The organism is Paucibacter sp. JuS9, from assembly GCF_044043925.2.
Classification (GTDB): domain Bacteria; phylum Pseudomonadota; class Gammaproteobacteria; order Burkholderiales; family Burkholderiaceae_C; genus JAUASW01.
Window position 1 is genome coordinate 2,432,566 of the sequence record NZ_CP194172.1, and the last position, 17,430, is coordinate 2,449,995.

The following is a 17,430-nucleotide window of genomic DNA, read 5'->3' on the forward strand; positions in this document are numbered from 1 at the left end:
ATAACAATGCCGGTAGTTCGACAGTTCGCGGCCAGCCTTCGGGTCTTGGCCGCGCTTTTTCTTGCACTGCTGCTGCAAATAGGCGCGCAGTCCGCGATGGCCCAGGCCTACGAGGCCCATCTGCCAGCCGACCTGGCCACTGCCGCCGATCTGTGCGCGCTGGTGCCCTGCGCCGAGGTCTTTCCCGGCGCCAGCAGTTTTTCGCCGCGCAAAGGGCAACCGCCCTATGTCGAGGCCTATGGCGCGGCCGATCCGCAGCAGCCCGGCAAGAAGCAGTTGCTCGGCTATGTGATGCTGTCCACCGACATCACCGACACGCCGGCCTACTCCGGCAAGCCAGTGGTGACTCTGATCGGCATGGATGTGCGTGGGCGCTATGTGGGCGTCAAGGTGCTCAAGCATTCTGAGCCCATCCTTCTGCTGGGCATTCCCGAGTCCACGCTGATCAAGTTCAACAACCAATACCTCGGCAAGTCAGTCACCGACCAGATTGAGGTGGGGCCTTCGCGCCCGGACGAGAACGTGCTGGGCGTCGACGCCATCTCGGGCGCCACCGTCACCGTGATCGCGCAGAATCAGGTGATGCAGCTCTCCGGCGCCGCCGTGGCGCGCCAGGTCGGCATCATCGAACCGACCCGCCGCGATGCCGCGCGCTTCGCGAGCAGTGGCCGCCACTACCGTTGGGACGAACTGGTGCAGGTCGGCGCCGTGCAGCAACTGCGCGTGATGCCGGAGCAGCTTGGCCTTGAGCGCAGCACCGAGCCCTTCATCGAGCTGTGGTTCGGCGACCTCAACCATCCGGACCTGGGCGAAAGCCTGCTGGGCAAGAGTGGCTTCGCCACGCTGCGCTCGCGCCTGAAAGAGGGCGAGCAGGCGCTCTTCGTGCTGCGCAGCGCCGGTGCCGAGTCCTTCAAGGGCTCGGGTTTCGTGCGCGGCGGCATCTACGACCGAGTGCAGGTCAAACAGGGTGCAGATGCCTTCACCTTCCGCGACCTGGACGCCTACAACCTCTACGGACTGGAAGCAGAGGGGGCTCCGGCCTACACCGAGTCGGCGATCTTCGTGATCCGGTCTGACGCCTTCTCAGCCGCCTATCCATGGAAGCTGGCGTTTTTGGGCAACCGGGTGGATCGCGCCACGGGACAGCGCAGCTTCGCAGTGTTCGAGAGCAAATACTGGCTGCCAGGCGCATGGCTGGAGGGCGACCGCCCGCAGGTGATCGAGCCTGATGCCCCCTGGGTGCGCATCTGGAAGAGCCGCGCGCTGGAGATCGCGTTGTTCAGCGCGCTGCTGATCGCCGTGACGGTGGTCTACGCGCTGCGCGAGCGCCTCACGCGCCTCTCAACCCACAAGAACAAGTGGCCGGTCAACGCCTTCAAGTACAGCGCCTGGGCACTGTCCATCGTCTTCGTCGGCTTCGGCGTGATGGCCCAGCCCTCGATCACCCAGGTGCTGACCTGGTTCCACAGCCTGCTGTTCCAGTGGACCTGGTCCTTGTTCCTCAGCGACCCCTTCATCTTCGTCTTCTGGATCTTCATCATCGTCACGGTGTTCCTGTTCGGCCGTGGCCTGTTCTGCGGCTGGATGTGCCCTTTCGGCTCACTGTCGGAGGCGATCTTCAAGATCGCCCGAAAGATCGGCCTCAAGCGCTGGCAGAAGCCGGTGCCGCAGGCGCTACACGACAGGCTCAAATGGCTGAAGTACGCCATCTTCCTGGGTCTGCTGGCGGTCTCGATGTTCGACATGGGCCGCGCCGAGATCCTGGCCGAGGTCGAGCCCTTCAAGACCACATTCCTGGTGGGCATCGGCAACCGGGCCTGGCCCTATGGCCTGTTTGTCGCGCTGATCCTGGGCCTGTCGATCTTCATCGAGCGCCCCTACTGCAAGTACATCTGCCCGCTGGGCGCTTCGCTGGCCATGCCCAGCACCTTCCGCTGGTTCGGCCTGAGGCGCAAGCAGGACTGCAACAGCTGCAAGGCCTGCGCGGTCGGCTGCGGCGCCCAGGCGATTGACGCCGCCGGCCGCATCGACCATCGCGAATGCCTGCACTGTCTGGACTGCATGGTGCTGTACACCGACCAGATGGGCTGCCCGCCGCTGGCCAAGGAGCGCAAGCGCCGCGAACGCGACGGGCTGCTGATCACGCCCATCGGCCGTGACGGCTACTTCATCCCGATCGACGCCGTGCCGGCCGTCAGCGCCAAGGCGGCACAAGGGCCGGACCCGCGCATGCCGACTGAGCCTGCAGCGCCGTATCACAAGGCCGGCCGCAGCGGCCTGGGCTGGCTGCTTCTGGAACTGCGCGACCATCTGCTGCCCTGGAGCCGCGAAGGTTGGCAGTCACAGCGCGCGCTGCAGATCGCAGGCATTTCACTGGCTCTGGCAGCCACGCTCGCCTGGCTGCTGGCTGCCAGCGGTCGCCTGTCGTCCGCTGCCATCATCGGCTGGTGGTTCGGATGGAGCGCCTACGAGGTGCTGATCCGCATGAACGGCCGCCGCTATGTGAAGGACGGCCCCTGGTGGCGCGCCAACTACCGGGTGGCCGGCTGGATGGACATGATCAGCTACGTCGCGTTCAAGAACCTGCTGATCGGCGCCGTGCTCTTCCTGACGCTGAAGGCCCTGGGGCGGTTGGTCGCATGAGAAGACGCATCGCCATTGTGCTGTGCCTGCTGCTGGCCGGCCCCGGCTGGGCCGCCACCTGGCGCGTCATGCCTGGCGAGGACCTGCAGGCTGCGGTGACGCGCGCGGCCGCCGGCGATGTGGTGGAAGTCGAGCGAGGCTTTTACGACACCAATCTGCACATCGCCAAGCCACTCACGCTGCGCGGCCGAGGCCGGCCCACCCTCAGTGGCGGCCAGCGCGGCGACACGATACGCGTGGCCGCACCCGACGTGACCATCGAAGGCCTGATCGTGCGCGACTCCGGCCACGGCCTGAAGGAGCAGCACGCTGGCATCTACATCCAGCCCGGCAGCCACCGCGCCGTGGTGCGCCACTGCGACCTGGTCTACAACCTGTTCGGCCTGTGGATCGAGAAGGCCGACGACGTGCGCATCGAGAACAACCTGATCACCGGCCTGCGCGACGTGAATTCCTCGCAGCGCGGCAACGGCATTCAGCTCTACAACACCCGCGGCGCTCGAATCAGCGGCAACAACGTCAGCTTCGTGCGCGACGCACTCTATGTGGACGTGTCCCACCACGCGGAGTTCCGTCGCAACAAGCTGCACCACAGCCGGTACGGCACGCACTACATGAACTCCTACTACAACCTGTGGGAGGACAACGACAGCTACAACAACCGCGGCGGGCTGGCGCTGATGGAGGTGCGCGACAACATCGTTCGCAACAACCGAACCTGGGGCAATTCGGACCACGGCATCATGCTGCGCACGCTGCAGGACTCGGTGATCGAAGGCAATGTCGTCGCTGGCAACAACCGCGGTTTCTTCATCTACGACGTCGAGTACGCGACCTTGCGTGGCAACCTGGTGGTGGACAACCATGTCGGCGTCCACCTGTCGGCCGGCTCCACGCGCAATACCGTGCAGAGCAACGACTTCATCGCCAACCGCGAGCAGGTGCGCTATGTGGGCGCACGTGACGAGCGCTGGGGCGCTAGCAAGCCCGGCAAGGGCAATCACTGGAGCAACTACCTGGGCTGGGACCGGGACGGCGACGGCGTCGGCGACCTGCCCTACGAAGCCAACGATCTGGTGGACCGCCTGCAGTGGCGACACCCCTCGGTCAAGCTGCTGCTGGGCAGCCCGGCGGTGCAGGCACTGCGACTGCTCGGCCAGCAATTCCCGGTGCTGCGCGTACCGAGCGTCGTGGACGCCCATCCGGCCATGCTGCCGCAACACAAGAACTGGAGCGAATGGCGTGACAAGCAATTCCGCTGATGCCCTGTACCTCGAGGGTGTCACCAAGCAATACGGCAGCGCACGCGCGCCGCTGCTGGCACTGGACGGCGTGGACCTGCGCGTGCCGCGAGGCCAGCTGTTCGGTCTGATCGGCCACAACGGTGCCGGCAAGAGCACGCTGTTCAAGCTGGTCTTGGGCCTGATCACGCCCAGCAGTGGGAGCCTTCGCGTCAACGGCTGCGAAGTCGGTGGTCGCGACTTCCGCGAGGCGCGCCGCAGCATCGGCTATCTGCCTGAGAACCTGGTGCTCTACGACAACCTCAGCGGCCTGGAGACGCTGCAGTTTTTCGCTCGCCTCAAAGGCGCCCCCGCCAGCCAGTGTGAGCCGCTGTTGGCGCGCGTCGGCCTGCGCAGCGCTGCACGCCGCGCGGTGCGCGAATACTCCAAGGGCATGCGCCAGCGCCTGGGCTTTGCCCAAGCCTTGTTAGGCAGCCCACGCCTGCTGCTGCTCGATGAGCCCACCACCGGCCTGGACCCCAGCGCCATCCGTGACTTCTACGCCCAACTCGACGCGCTGCGCGCCGAGGGCGTGACGATGGTGATCAGCTCCCACATCCTGGCCGAGCTTCAACAGCGCATCGACGCGCTGGCGATGCTGGGCAACGGCCGCGTGCTGGCCTTGGGCAGCGTGCAGGATCTTCGCGAACGTTCGGGCATGCCGCTGACCGTACTCGTCAGCGCTCCACCCGAGAAGCTGGACGCCCTGGCGCAATCGATCCCGACCGCCTTGCCCGGCTCCGATCTCCGGCTGGAACGGCGCGGCCCCGTCGAGTTGCTGGTGCGCTGCCCGCGCCAGCACAAGATGCCGCTGCTCGCCTTGCTGGCGCCAGCCGGCCTGCACGATCTGCAGATCAAGGAACCCACATTGGAAGACGTGTACTTCGACCTCAGGGAGGCCTCATGAGCGGGCGCGTGCAACTCAGCCAGATCACGGCCCTGGGCACCAAGGAGTTCCGCGACCGCCTGCGCAATCGCTGGGTGCTGGCGGTGGCGCTGGTGTTTACGCTGTTCTCGCTGGCCATCACCTATTTCGGCGCAGCTGCCCAGGGCCAGATCGGGCCACGATCGATCGAGTTGACCATCGCCAGCCTGGTGTCCCTGGTGATCTACCTGATCCCGCTGATCGCGCTTCTGCTGGGCTTCGACGCCATCGTCGGAGAGCGCGAGCGTGGCTCGCTGGACCTGCTGCTGGCGCTGCCAATTACGCGACTGGAACTGCTGCTGGGCAAGTACCTTGGTCTGGCTGCGGCACTGACGCTGTCAACGCTGGCTGGATTTGCGCTGGTGGCCGTGCTGCTGTTCCAGCGCTTCGGAAGTGCCGGGGTCTACCACTACGCCGGCTTCGTGCTGAGCTCGGTGTTGCTGGGCCTGGCCTTCCTGAGCCTGGCCCTGCTGCTGTCGGTGCTGGCACGCGACCGCACCCGCGCCTCGGGCCTGGCCATCGCGCTTTGGTTTGCGATGGTGCTGGTGTTTGACCTGCTGCTGCTGGGCCTGCTGGTAGCCAGCGGCGGCGCGTTGGGTGGCGATAGCTTCGCCTACCTGCTGTTGCTCAATCCCGCGGATGTATTCCGCATCCTCAATGTGTTTTCGCTGGACGATGTGCGCCGCCTCTACGGTCTGGCCAGCATCGTGCCGCCCGCGCTGGGACAGCCCTGGCTGATGGGCAGCGCCATGTTGACCTGGATCGTCGGGCCGCTGGCTCTGGCCTGCTGGAGATTCAAACCATGAACGAGAAACACAACCAAGGACGTCGCCGCCTGCTGTGCGGCTGCGCAGGTCTGGCCGCACTAGGCCTCGCCGCTTGCGGCCGCAAGGACGACACAGCGAGCACCGGGCCGCAAGACTTTGACGCCCAGGCAAGCTGCTCGCTGGACGGCATGCTGTTGGCTGAGTACCCCGGCCCCAAGGGGCAGCTACGCTATGCGGATGAGGCGCAAACGCAATGGTTTTGCGACACCGTGGAGCTGCTGTCCACGCTGTTACGGCCCGAACAGGTGCGCGCGCTGCAATCAGCCCATGTGCAGGACATGGCCCTGGCGGACTGGGAACAGCCACGCGGACACTGGATCGATGCCCGCAGCGCCTTCTACGTGCTGGGGAGCAAACGCCGCGGCTCGATGGGCCCAACCGCCGCTTCGTTCGCCCAGGAGACCGCGGCAAAGTCCTTCGCGCAGCAATGGGGCGGCCAGGTGCTGCGCTATGCCGAGCTGAAGCCTGAATTGGTTGACCTGAGTGGCGGCGCCCTGCACGACACTCGGATGTGACGCGAGTATCGACATGAGCCTCCCCCGTCGCACTCTGCTGCGCGGCGCCCTGCTGATTGCGCTGCCCTCACTGGCTGGCAGCGGCTATCTGGCGACACGGGTCCGGGACAGGCCTGCGGCAGCCGTGCCTGTTCCTGACGACGTGTGCATTGTCGCGCCCACCTTTGCATACGACCCGGCCAGTGGCCTGCCGCCGTTGGCGGCGCGCGAGGTGCCGTCTCAGGCACGCTGCCCGGTATGCGGCATGTTCCCGGCACGCCAGCGGCGTTGGGCGGCGCAGGTGATTTTCAGCGATGGCCATGTGCAATTCCTTGATTCACCGCTAAGCCTCTTTCACTACCTGCAGCAGGTCAGCCGCTACACGCCAGGACGACAGGCGGCGGAGATCGCGAAGGTCTATGTGAGTGATTACGCCAGCGGCATCTGGCTGCCGACCGAACAGGCGCGCTTTCTGCAGGAATCCAGCCTGCTGGGGCCAATGCGTGCCGGCAACTTGCCGGCCTTCGAAAGCGAAGCTGCCTCGCTTCCCTTCCGGGCCCGCCACGGAGGCACGCTAACGAGCGCTGCAGAGCTGCGCGTTCGTTTGCCGAAGGATCTGCAGCAGCTAGCGCCCCACCGCCACTGAGCACCTCACGGAGCCAGCGACACGGGCGAACGTCAGCGCGAATTGAGTGATAGATGCTGTCTTCTTGACGCCCGCGCCCAGCGTCAGCGCATTGATACGCTGGGCCAGCGCCACGTAGGAGGCATAGGGCACGACTTAGAACTTATCCGTAAATAATGTTCGTCGCGAACTTGATCTTCCGAAGGGTCATGATCGCGGCGGCCAAGTGATTGAGGGCAAGGAAGCTGCGGTCCAGCTTTTCATATCGAACCAAGAGTTTGCGGAATCGGTTGAACCAGCTGTGCGCCACTTCGACGACCCAGCGCTTTGCCGTTGAGCCCGGCTTTCGCTTGAGTTCTTTGGCTTCCTGGCCTCGTCCTTTGACATGCGCGATGTAGCCACGCTCTGTCATGGCTTTCAGTGCTGGCGCTCCGGTGTAGCCTGCGTCAGCGCAAAGATGCTTGCTACGCCGTCGAGGTGGACTCGGACGATCAACCATGACTGCATCCAATACTGCCGTCAGTTGAGAGACATCATGCCGATGCGCTCCGGTCACGACGAGCGACAACGGGACGCCACGACCGTCCACCAGTAGATGGCGCTTGCTCCCGTTTTTTCCCCCGATCCGTCGGATTGGCCCCTACGCTCTGCTGTGCAAGTGGCGCTTTCATCATCGCGCCGTCAATGCTTTGCCATCGCCACGCGATGCCCTCGAATTCGTCGTACTCCGCCAGGCCCAATTTCCACAGCGCCTCAAAGACACCAGCCTTTTTCCACTCAAGAAATCGAGCGTGAATGGCACTGGCGCTACCGTACCGTTCAGCGGGCAGCGCCTTCCATTGGCAGCCTGTCCGCAGAACGTAAACGATCCCTTCAAAGACAAGGCGTGGATCCTTCGGCTTGCGGCCGCCGCCAGCGCTTCGGGCGTAGTTCTGATCGGCTGGACGTTGCCGAACCGGAATCAGCGGCTCCACCCGCTTCCAGAAATCATCCGTGACTTCCCAAGCCTTGGCTTTTGCCATCGCCGCTCCAAACGCGGTCATCGCGCATGGGAAGTCATTATTCCTTATTTACGGATAAGTTCTTAGTAGGCCGTGTGGTGGAAGGCATCGAGCTGGGCGGCAAGCGAGGTTGGCGGTGGCCGGTGTTGAGCACAGCGATGCCGCTGGCGAAGTCGATGTAGCGCCGACCTTCGACGTCCCACGGCTCGGCGTTGAGCGCGCGGTCGGCGAAGAAGGGCTGCGCAACGGCGATGCCGCGGGCGGTTGCGGCCTGGCGGCGCGCCAGCCAATGGGTGTTGTGGTGGTCAGTCATGAGGTTCACATCGGAAAGCCCAGCGCCTTGATGCCGCGGATCCAGGCGCGCTTCCAGCCGCCCTCCGCGTCGGCGCCGTCGAAGGCGTGAAAGGTGATGCGGGCGCCCAGCCAACGAAGCGGCTCGGGCGGGATCCAGCTCGGACTCAGGCGGGCGATGTCGAGCTGGCGCTCGGGGCTGGCGCGGTCGAACAGCATGTTGAGGCCCATCAGCGCGCCGAAGCGGCTGGCGCCGATGCCGAAGCCGGTGTAGCCGGCAACGAACACAGCCTTGCCGCCGAGGTAAGGCTTGGCAAACACCGAGCCGCGCGAGCAGTAGTCAATGGGGCCGCCCCAGGCGTGCGAGAAACGCAGGTCAGCTAGCTGCGGAAAGGTGCGGTAAAAGGCCGCGGCAAGGCGGTGGTAGGTCTCCTTGTTCCCGTCCACGGCCGGCTCGCCCTGGCCACCGTAGTGGTAGCTGACGAGACCGCCAAAGATGATGTTGTTCTGCTTGGTGAGCCGGAAGTAGTTGAGTTGCGTGCGGGTGTCGTAAATGCCCTGGCGACGCGCCCAGCCCAGGCGGGACAGTTGCTCCGGCGTCAGCGGCTCGGTGGCCAGCACGTGGTCGCGCACGGTCAGCACGCGGCGGTTCATGTCGGGCACGCCGACCTTGGCCGTACCGGTGCCGAACAGCACGCGGCGGGCGGTGATGGCGCCGTTCGGCGTGAGCACCTCGACCCGGTCGCCGCGCTCGTGGATGGCCGTGAGTGGGGTGTTTTCGGACAGGCGCACGCCCAGCGAGATCGCAGCACGGCGCAGGCCCCAGGCCAGCTTGGCCGGATGCACGGTGCCGCTGCGCTGGCGCGACCACAGGGCACCTGCGAACAGCGGTGAGCGGATGTGCTCGGCCGTCTGCGCACGATTCAGTAGCTCGACGCGATGGCCATAGCGACGGTGCAGCTCGAAGTCCGCGCGCAGCGTGGCAAGGTGTGCGTCGTCGACGGCGACCGTCATCTCGCCACCCCACTCGACATCGGCATCGATGCCGTAACGTGCCAGTGCGGCCTCGAAGCCGTCGAGATTGGCCTGGCCCAGGGCTTCCAGCCGCTCGATGTCTTGGGGGAAGACACGCTGGGCATTCGGCAGGCCGTGCATGATGGACGTGGACACGATGCCACCGGCCCGGCCTGACGCGCCATGCGCCACGCGGCCCGCATCGATCAGGACAACGTCCAGCTCGGGCATCAGCTCCTTGGCCTGGATCGCGGCCCACAGGCCCGTGAACCCGCCGCCGACGACGAGCAGGTCGGCCTCGGTGGACTCCAGCAGCGGCGGCGTAGGCGCAGGAGCGTCGGGCGTGTCCAACCAGAACGGCATCAGCCGGGTGTGCTCGAAGGCGGCGGCCAGCCCCACCGGACCTGCGGCGGGAAGTGCGTGGAAGTCCAGGGCCTGAAGCATGCGAACTACCTTTGCCTTCAGGCCTTGTCCAGCAGGACGTAGAGCTTTTTGGCGTCCTCCAACGTCTCCCAGCGCCCTGCGAAACCAGCCGGCAGGCGGTAGCTGTCGCCCGCGCGAAACTCGATGCGGCCGCCGGCCTGGTCGATCAGCGCGATGCGACCTTCGGCGAGCCAGACGATCTCGTCGGCCGTCGTGGCGGGGAAGTCCACCGCGCCGACGCGGCCCTCCCACCAACCCACCGTGTAGCCACTGGCCGGTCCGCGCAGCGCGCACCAATCGTCCTCGTCCATGCCGTAGTTCAGCGCCGTGTGCGCGCCCACGCCGGCACCCAGCCGGGTGATGTCGGCTATCAGTTTCATGTGCTTCTCCGGAAAATGGTTGTCGTTCAGGCGCGCCGTACGCCCACCGCGTGGCGCAGCTCCTGGTAGGCACGCAAGCCGGCCAGGCCCAGCTCGCGGCCCAGGCCGCTGGCTCCCAGGCCACCCCAGCTGACCTGCGGAAAGATCAGCTGCGGCGTGTTGACCCACACCAGGCCGGCGCGCAGGTCGCGCTCGTAGCGAGCCGCTGCAGCCTCGCTGCGGGTGACGACGGTGGCCACCAGGCCGTAGGGGGTGTCATTGGCTGCGGCCAACGCCTCGGCGTCGCTGTCGAAGGTGCGCACGCAGGCGACGGGGCCGAATATCTCGTCGCGCCATAGCGGGTTGTCGGGCCCGCAGGCCAGCAGCAGCGGGGCCATGAAGTAGCCGTCGCCGGCGCGGCCGGCCAGGCGGCCACTGCGCAGCACGTTGGCGCCGGCCTCCAGACCCTGACTGACCAGCGCCTGAACGCGTGAGCGGTGAAGGCTGGAGATCAGCGGCCCGATGGTCAGGACCTCGACCGCGTCGCCCAGTGCAGTCAGGAATGGCTGGTGGACTCGCTGGTCGACGAGGATGCGCGCCGTGGCCGAGCACATTTGGCCGGCGTTGGTGAAGGCCCCGCTCAGCGCCAGACTGACGGCCAGGTCCAGGTCGGCATCGTCGCGCACGATAAGGCTGGACTTGCCGCCCAGCTCCAGTGTCACGCGCTTGCACTGCTCGGCCGCCACGCGGCCGACCTGTCGGCCCGCCGCGGTACTGCCGGTGAAGGAGATCTTGTTCACGCCCGGGTGGGCCACCAGCGCCGCGCCCACGGCCGCGCCGCCATTCACGCAGTTGACGACACCGGCAGGCACGCCTGCGTGAGCCACCAAGTCCAGCAGTGCCAGCTCGGCCGGCGAGGTCAGCTCCGAAGGCTTAAGCACCACGGTGCAGCCTGCCGCCAGCGCAGGCGCGAGTTTCCAGGCTGTGGTCACCATGGGAAAGTTCCAGGGCACGACCAGGGCGGCCACACCCACCGGCTCATGGCGCCGCTGTGCCACCACGCCGGGATCACCGACATCCAGCAGCTCGGCATCGAACGCCTCGCCTTGCTCGCACATCCGTGCATAGAAGTTGAAGCAGGCAACGACGTCCGCGACGTCCGCTTCGGCCTCGGCCGCCAGCTTGCCGCTGATGTGCTGCTGCAGCCCGGCCAGCGCCTCGCGGTGTTCGTGTACCCCGCTAGCGACGGCCCGCAGCATCGTGCCCCGCTGGGCCGGCGATGTGTCGCGCCAGGCCGGCAGCGCGGCACGGGCCGCGGCCACAGCAGCGTCGATGTGGCCCGGCGTGGCCGCTTCCTGCCAGGCGACCAGCGCACCGTCGCCGGCGGCGTAGATGGGCGTGGCCTCGTCGGCGCGGAGCAAGTTGGCGCCCAAGAGAGCGGCAGGATGGCGGATCGTCGTCATGCCCGGACCTCCACGCCCGGCAGCACGCACAGCATCTCGTACGCGAGGTTGGCGGCCAGCAAGGCCGTGGTGCCCGTGGTGTCGTAGGGCGGCGAGACCTCGACGATGTCGGCCCCCACCACATTGAGTCCGCGCAGGCCTCGGATGATTTCCAGGGCCTGCGGCACGCTCAGCCCGCCAATCTCCGGTGTGCCGGTGCCAGGGGCGAAGGACGGGTCGATGCCGTCGATGTCGAAGCTGAGGTAGACCGGCGCATCGTTGACGCGCTCCCGCACCTCGGCCATCAGCGGCACCAGGGACCGATGCCAGCAGTCCTCGGCCTGCACGACGGTGAAGCCCTGGCGTCGGCACCAGTCGAAGTCGTCGGCGTGATAGCCGGTGCCGCGCAGGCCGATCTGGGTGACGCGGTCGTTCAGCAGCAGCCCGTCCTCCACAGCACGACGGAAGGGCGTGCCGTGGGCGATCTTCTCGCCGTTCATCGCGTCGTTGACGTCGGCATGGGCGTCCACGTGCACGACGGCCACACGGCCATGCCGGGCCTTCAGCGCACGAAGGATGGGCCAAGCGATGGTGTGGTCGCCGCCAAGCGTGATGGGGCGGCAACCGTTCGCGACGATGTCCGTGTAGGCGGCCTCGATGAGGCGCACCGAGTCCTTCAGATCGTAGGGGTTGAGGCGGACGTCGCCGACGTCGGCCACCTGCAGCGAATCGAAGGGTGCCGCTCGCGTGGCCATGTTGTAGGGGCGCAGCAGCACGGACTCGGCACGGATCTGCCGCGGGCCGAAGCGAGCACCAGGTCGATTGGAAGTGCCGATGTCCAGCGGCACTCCGACGAAGCAGGCGTCCAGGCCAGCAGTCGTCGCGGCTTGGGGTAGCCGCATCATGGTGGCAATGCCGCCGAAGCGCGGCATCTCGTTACCGCCCAGTGGCTGGTTGAAGCGATGAGGGTCAGGCATGGCGATGCAGGGCGGAAGGAAGGCGACGCGGTCGCGGCAGCAGCGCCGGGCCGCGCGGGCCGTAGACGGCCTCGGGTTCGGGGAAGGTCCGCAACAGAGCGAGGTAGCTGAGGCCACCGGCCAGCAGTGATACCGGTGCGCTGAGGTCCAAGTCGCCCAGGCGGGCGCTCAGTGGACCGGTGAACAGGCCTGGCACATGGGCGCATAACAAGCCGAGGCCGGTGCCCACCGCCCAGGCGGCCAGAGCGCGCAGATTCCAGCCGCCGGTGAACCAGTAGTGGCCACCGCGCTGGCCGCGGTTGAAAACCTGCAGGTCAGCAGGCAGATAGTGGCCGCGTCGCGTGACGAAGCCGATCACCATGATGGCCAGCCAGGGGCAGCTGGCCGCGGAGATGACGGCGGCGAAGGTGGAAACGCTCTCCAGCAGGTTGAAGACAAAGCGGCCGACGAAGATCACGGCCATCGACAGCAGGCCGACGGCCAGCGTGCCGCCGGCGCGGGAGAACCAGCGCGGGAAGATGCTGGCCATGTCCAGCCCCGTGCCGTACAGCGCCGTGGTGCCGGTGGAAATGCCGCCGACGATGGCGATCAGGCAGACCGGCAGCAGGCACCATCCGGGCGAGATAGCCAGCAACCCTCCGATGTAGTCGCTGGCCTGCACATAGCTGGGCGCCTGCGTAGCCATTAGCGTCGCCGTGATCAGGCCGAAGCCCAGCGGCAGCAGCGTGGCCGCCTGGGCCGCCAGCACGGCAGCCATCAGCCGCCAGCGCGACGTGCCCTCGGGGATGTAGCGGCCCCAGTCGCCCAGCGTGGACGAGAAGGACAGCGGATTGCTGGCCGCCACGGTGGCCGCTGCCACCAGCGCCGGCCAGTAGCCGGTGTCGCCAGCATGCAGCGTGCCGGCATAGCTCCCGTCGAAGGCGCCGGCAAAAGCCGGCACGGCGACCAGGAACAGCCCGCTGGCCGTCCACACGGCGATCTTGTTGACCCACAGCATGAGCCGGAAGCCGTAGATGCAAATGGCCACCACCAGTGCCGCGAAGAAGGCGTAGGCGCTTCCCAGCATCAGCGGCGTGGCCGCCAGGCCCAGCAGCGCATGCGCGCCGCCCACCAGCGCGTCGCCCGAACTCCACACCGCCAGCGCGAAGAAGCAGATGGCGGTGAGCAGCAGCAGGAACGAGCCCACCAGCCGGCCGTGGATGCCGAAGTGGGCGCCCGAGGACACAGGATCGTTGGTGCCGTTGCGCGGGCCGAACAGGCTCATGGGCGCCAGCAGGACACTGCCGATGCCCAGTCCCACCAGCAGCGCCAGCACGCCGTCGCGCAGCGACAAGCCCACCAGGATCGGAAAGCTACCCAGCGCCGACGTCGAGAAGGTGTTGCACCCACCGAACAGCAGACGGAACAGATCCGCAGGCCGCGCCAACCGGTCGCGGGCAGGGATCTGCTCGAAGCTGTGGGTCTCGATGTCGGTGAGCCGGCTCATGGCGGTCAATGGAAGCGGTAGCTGGCCGACAGTCCCACGGTTCGCGGCGTCAGGTAGATGGCGCGCAGGCCCACACGCTGAGCGACCGCAGACGTTCCCTGGAAGGACACCAGGGGTCGCGTGTCGGTCAGGTTATTCACCCAACCGCTAAGGTCCCAGTTTCCCCAGCTCAGGCCGCCTCGCAGCGACAGCGTGTTGTAGGCGGGGTAGGAAAATACCGTCTCGTCGGGGCTGTCGCCTCGATCGCTGGCCTTGTTGGCGATGCGGCGGGCGTTCAATGCCACCCACCAGTCCAGTCCGTTGTCCGTACCCCCACTCCAACGCACGCCCAAGGTGTGCTTCCAGGGCGCCGTGCCGCCCAGCTTGCCGCCCTTCTCGTAGGTCCGGCACTCGGTGTTGGCGGCATACAGGCAGACGGTCTTGGTACCGTCCCACTTGGCCTCCGAGTAGGTGGTCGCTGCATTGAGCTCAAGGTCTGGGACGACGCGCCAGCGCGCTTGCATTTCGAAGCCCTGCGAGTAGGCCTTGGGTCCATTAGTGGTGCCCCACACAGGGAAGCCGTTGACGTCTTGCGAGAAGTACGTCTGCGGGTCCTTCCAGTTGAGGCGGTAGACGTCGGCCTGCAGGTAGACCGTGCGATCAAGCAGGAATCCCTTGAACCCCACCTCCAAGTTGTCGGTGCTGTCTGGCAGGTAGCGTCGCGTCTCGGGTGCAACGGTCTGCCCCCCCTGGGCGCGGAATCCATTCGCGCCGCCCCGTCGGAATCCTTGCGAGAACGTGGCGTACGTCAGCAGATCGTTCGTGAGCTGGTAGGCAGCGTTGAACTTGTAATAGCTCTTGCCGTTGCCCTTCTCATTGTTCTGGATGTTGCCCGTCACGAGGTCGAAGGCGTAGTCCTCCACCTGGGTGTCGGCGCGATCCTTGTAAGCGAACACGCGCGCACCTGCCGTCAGGGTCAGGCGGTCAAGGGCCTTCCAGTTCAGTTCACCGAACAGGGCGCTCTCACGGTAATGGCTGCTCTGCGTCTCAGAGTAGCCCTCGTCGGTACGACCCCGTCCGGGCGTCTTGAGTGGCTCCAGGCCAGGCATCCACTCGGAGAACTGCTGACTGCGCTTCTGCTCAGCCAGGTACAAGCCTGCAACCCAGCTCCAAATCCCAGGATCGGAGACCAGACGGGTCTCATGCACGGTGCCCCGGTATTGGTTGTTGTAGGTCATGTAGGCGGTGTTCCCAGCCCAGCTTCCGCTACCCAGCCTGAAACGCGAGTAACCGAGGTCACCATAGAAGAACGAACCGGTGCCCAGGTAGTCGCCCTGCCCGACGCGGCTGTCGCTGTAGCCTGAGGTGGCGGAATGCAGCCGGGCGCCCGGCAGCCGCCAATCGATCTCCAGCGTGGTCAGATCAATCTTGCGGTCGGTGTACTCTGGATAGGGAGACAGAACGGTCTGGTCGTCGAACGCCAGCGGGGCGTTGTAGCGGCCGGGATTGCCGGTCGCGGGCAAGAGCTGGGCCCCGCTGCTGCCATGCGCCAATTGCGACTGGTTGGCATAGGACAGCTGGAAGCTCAGATCCGGTGAGGCCTGCCACAAGAGCGCCAGGCGACCGGTGTTGGTCTTTTGCCAGTCGTCATCCTTGTAGAGGCATTGGCTGGCGTCTGGCTTGGCCTTCCATGGCGACGCCGAAAGGTAGGTCGGCGTGCACGCGTAGCGATCCGTCACGCCTTTTTCGTCGAGCCGCGCGAACGAAAATCGAAGAGCCAGGGCGTCGCCCAACGGAAGGTTGACCACGCCGTCGGTGTCGTTGGAGATGCCACCGCCTCGGGTCTGATAGATGCTGGTCGACAGGCGCGCATGGGTTCGGTCAAGCTTGGGCCGGTTGGTGATGTAGCGCACCGTCCCCCCGAGTGCGCCGCCACCGTAAAGCGTTCCCTGTGGTCCCAGAAGTGTCTCCACGCGCGCCACGTCCTTGATGCGAAGGCCGATGTCAGGCAGCGGCGTATCGTCCAGGTAGTAGGACAGCGTCGAGCGGGTAAACCACTCAACATTGTTCGCGCTGACCGAAGAAATGTTCAGTCCACGCACGGTGACGGAGTCCGTGAAGCGGGCACTGTTGCCGGGGGCATCGATACCAGGGCTGGCCGCAATCAGCGACTTCAGGTCGGTGATGTTCTCCTCGCGCAGCTTCTGCTCCGACATCGACTCGATGTTGATCGGCAGCTTGTGGGCCGCTTCCTCGCGCTTGCTCGCCGTAACGATGACCGTGTCGAGCTTGGTGCGGTCGTTCGAATCCTTGTCGGAGGGCTTGGCGGCCCTGGGGGCCGACGCCGCGGCATCCGGCGGCGCAGCGGTCTGCGCATGAGACAGGCCGCTGCCGATCAGGAGAAGGCTGGCGGCCAGCGGGTGCAAGGCAGGGCGTTTTTTCATCGCATCTCTACTTTCCGTTGATGTGGATAGGGCCAGCCAAACCGGCTCGACCCGCATCTTCTTGGTCCGCGGCACTCAATAGCGGTCGCAACTGGAAAGCTGGTCTTTCCCGAATTGGCGGCAGCAGTGGAATCGGAGACCATGCATCAATGCCCTGCGATGCCCTGAATCCCCTTGAAGTGCTTCTCCAGTTGCAGCAATGCGGCAGCCTCGCCCAGGCAGCCAGTCGCCTGCATCGAACGCCGTCGGCCTTGTCAAAGATCATCAGGAGTCTCGAAAGTGAGGTCGGCCATGCCCTCGTGGAACATGCAGCCCGTCCGCTGCGCCTGACCGACACAGGACGCGTTTACGCCGAAGTCGCACGGGAAACGCAGCGCAACCTCCGCGAGGCCCAGGACCAAATCGCAGAGCAGTCCGGTCGCATCAGTGGTCGGCTGCGCATCACCGCGTCGGTGCTCCTGGGCCATGCCGTGCTGGCAGCCTACGTCGTGCAATTTCGTCGGCAGCACCCGGAAGTCGAGATCGACGTCGAGCTCAGCGATATCGACCTGGATCCCATTCGGCACAGCTTTGACCTGGCTGTCCGCCACGAGCAAGGCACGGCTGCCGGCCTCATTGGCCGTCCACTTGGCAGCAACCGTGTGCACCTGGTCGGCTCACCCACCTATTTCGAGCGGCATGGCCGTCCGCAATCGCCCGCCGCGCTAGAAAGACACATCTGCCTGGCGTTCCGGTGCGCTCCGCTGGATGCGCGATGGCGCTTTCACCGCGGCGACGAGGCCCATGTCATCGTTCCCCGCGGCCCCGTCATGGCCAACAGCGATGAATTCCTGCTGGCCAGCGTGCGCGCTGGTGACGGCCTGCTGCCCTGCTTCGACTGGCTGGTGGGATCGGAGCTTCATGCGGGCGCGCTACAGACCTGCCTGGAAGACTGGCGCTTCGAAAGCGATGCCTACGGAGCGGCCGAGTTGTGGGCGGTCTATCCGCAAGGACAGCGTGGGCGACGCAAGCTCACGCTGTTCCTCGACGGCCTGGTGGACCATTTGGCACACTGCCGCGCCGGTCGCTGAGCGACTGCAGACCTTGCAGCCCTGGACATTTGCGCGCGTTAAAGCGGTCTTGCCCACCGAGTCTTCAGGGAATGCCCTGTGCGGGTTGCCACTCGGCATGTCCTTGGGTTATGAGCCCCCCCACAGAACTTCAGCCTGTTGCGCAGAGAG

14 protein-coding genes and 1 pseudogene are annotated in these 17,430 nt (G+C 66.1%); 7 read left to right on the top strand and 8 right to left on the bottom strand.

Annotated elements, in window-relative coordinates; all coding sequences use genetic code 11:
• Nucleotides 1–6: 6 nt before the first annotated feature.
• The 6 genes from ABT392_RS10895 to ABT392_RS10920 are packed head-to-tail and all read left to right on the top strand — an operon-like array spanning nucleotide 7 to nucleotide 6,815.
• Nucleotides 7–2,643: a 4Fe-4S binding protein gene (locus ABT392_RS10895; RefSeq protein ID WP_334275871.1), complete on the top strand. Its 2,637-nt coding sequence runs from the start codon at nucleotides 7–9 to the stop codon at nucleotides 2,641–2,643.
• Complete coding sequence (locus tag ABT392_RS10900) at nucleotides 2,640–3,905, top strand: nitrous oxide reductase family maturation protein NosD (protein WP_334275872.1); 1,266 nt, start codon at nucleotides 2,640–2,642, stop codon at nucleotides 3,903–3,905. The genes ABT392_RS10895 and ABT392_RS10900 overlap by 4 nt, the downstream gene beginning before the upstream one ends.
• Complete coding sequence (locus ABT392_RS10905) at nucleotides 3,886–4,830, top strand: ABC transporter ATP-binding protein (RefSeq protein WP_334275873.1); 945 nt, start codon at nucleotides 3,886–3,888, stop codon at nucleotides 4,828–4,830. Before ABT392_RS10900 ends, ABT392_RS10905 begins: the two co-directional genes overlap by 20 nt.
• The gene (locus ABT392_RS10910; RefSeq protein WP_334275874.1) at nucleotides 4,827–5,654 is read left to right on the top strand and encodes an ABC transporter permease; all 828 of its coding nucleotides are present in this window, start codon (nucleotides 4,827–4,829) and stop codon (nucleotides 5,652–5,654) included. Before ABT392_RS10905 ends, ABT392_RS10910 begins: the two co-directional genes overlap by 4 nt.
• The gene (locus ABT392_RS10915; RefSeq protein ID WP_334275875.1) at nucleotides 5,651–6,190 is read left to right on the top strand and encodes a nitrous oxide reductase accessory protein NosL; all 540 of its coding nucleotides are present in this window, start codon (nucleotides 5,651–5,653) and stop codon (nucleotides 6,188–6,190) included. Before ABT392_RS10910 ends, ABT392_RS10915 begins: the two co-directional genes overlap by 4 nt.
• Before the next feature lie 13 nt (nucleotides 6,191–6,203).
• A complete protein-coding gene (locus ABT392_RS10920; protein ID WP_334275876.1) occupies nucleotides 6,204–6,815 on the top strand; it encodes a nitrous oxide reductase accessory protein NosL in 612 nt (203 codons plus the stop codon).
• A 142-nt stretch (nucleotides 6,816–6,957) separates the two neighbouring features.
• Here ABT392_RS10920 and ABT392_RS10925 read toward each other — a convergent pair.
• From ABT392_RS10925 to ABT392_RS10960, 8 genes and pseudogenes are all read right to left on the bottom strand, one after another.
• Nucleotides 6,958–7,816 (bottom strand): IS5 family transposase gene (locus ABT392_RS10925; protein WP_334275877.1). Its coding sequence is split into 2 segments (ribosomal slippage): nucleotides 6,958–7,411 and nucleotides 7,410–7,816, totalling 861 coding nucleotides; the frame shifts between segments, so codons are not numbered across the junction.
• A 100-nt stretch (nucleotides 7,817–7,916) separates the two neighbouring features.
• Nucleotides 7,917–8,117, bottom strand: a pseudogene (locus tag ABT392_RS10930) (aminotransferase class III-fold pyridoxal phosphate-dependent enzyme); the annotation flags it as partial.
• Nucleotides 8,114–9,544: an NAD(P)/FAD-dependent oxidoreductase gene (locus ABT392_RS10935; RefSeq protein WP_334275878.1), complete on the bottom strand. Its 1,431-nt coding sequence runs from the start codon at nucleotides 9,542–9,544 to the stop codon at nucleotides 8,114–8,116. The gene ABT392_RS10935 and the pseudogene ABT392_RS10930, both read right to left, overlap by 4 nt.
• 17 nt (nucleotides 9,545–9,561) lie before the next feature.
• Nucleotides 9,562–9,903 carry a cupin domain-containing protein gene (locus ABT392_RS10940; protein WP_334275879.1) on the bottom strand — a complete coding sequence of 114 codons (342 nt, stop codon included), beginning with the start codon at nucleotides 9,901–9,903 and terminating at the stop codon, nucleotides 9,562–9,564.
• A gap of 26 nt (nucleotides 9,904–9,929) precedes the next feature.
• Nucleotides 9,930–11,345: an aldehyde dehydrogenase family protein gene (locus ABT392_RS10945; RefSeq protein ID WP_334275880.1), complete on the bottom strand. Its 1,416-nt coding sequence runs from the start codon at nucleotides 11,343–11,345 to the stop codon at nucleotides 9,930–9,932.
• A complete protein-coding gene (speB, locus tag ABT392_RS10950; RefSeq protein ID WP_334275881.1) occupies nucleotides 11,342–12,301 on the bottom strand; it encodes an agmatinase in 960 nt (319 codons plus the stop codon). The genes ABT392_RS10945 and speB overlap by 4 nt, the downstream gene beginning before the upstream one ends.
• Nucleotides 12,294–13,787 (bottom strand): purine-cytosine permease family protein, encoded by a 1,494-nt coding sequence (locus tag ABT392_RS10955; RefSeq protein ID WP_334275882.1) that lies wholly within the window; start codon nucleotides 13,785–13,787, stop codon nucleotides 12,294–12,296. Before ABT392_RS10955 ends, speB begins: the two co-directional genes overlap by 8 nt.
• A gap of 5 nt (nucleotides 13,788–13,792) precedes the next feature.
• Nucleotides 13,793–16,210, bottom strand: a complete 2,418-nt coding sequence (locus ABT392_RS10960; RefSeq protein ID WP_334275883.1) for a TonB-dependent receptor — start codon at nucleotides 16,208–16,210, stop codon at nucleotides 13,793–13,795.
• 149 nt (nucleotides 16,211–16,359) lie between these two features.
• On the opposite strand from ABT392_RS10960, the gene ABT392_RS10965 reads away from it, so the two are divergent.
• Nucleotides 16,360–17,280 (top strand): LysR family transcriptional regulator, encoded by a 921-nt coding sequence (locus tag ABT392_RS10965; RefSeq protein ID WP_334275884.1) that lies wholly within the window; start codon nucleotides 16,360–16,362, stop codon nucleotides 17,278–17,280.
• Nucleotides 17,281–17,430 lie beyond the last annotated feature (150 nt).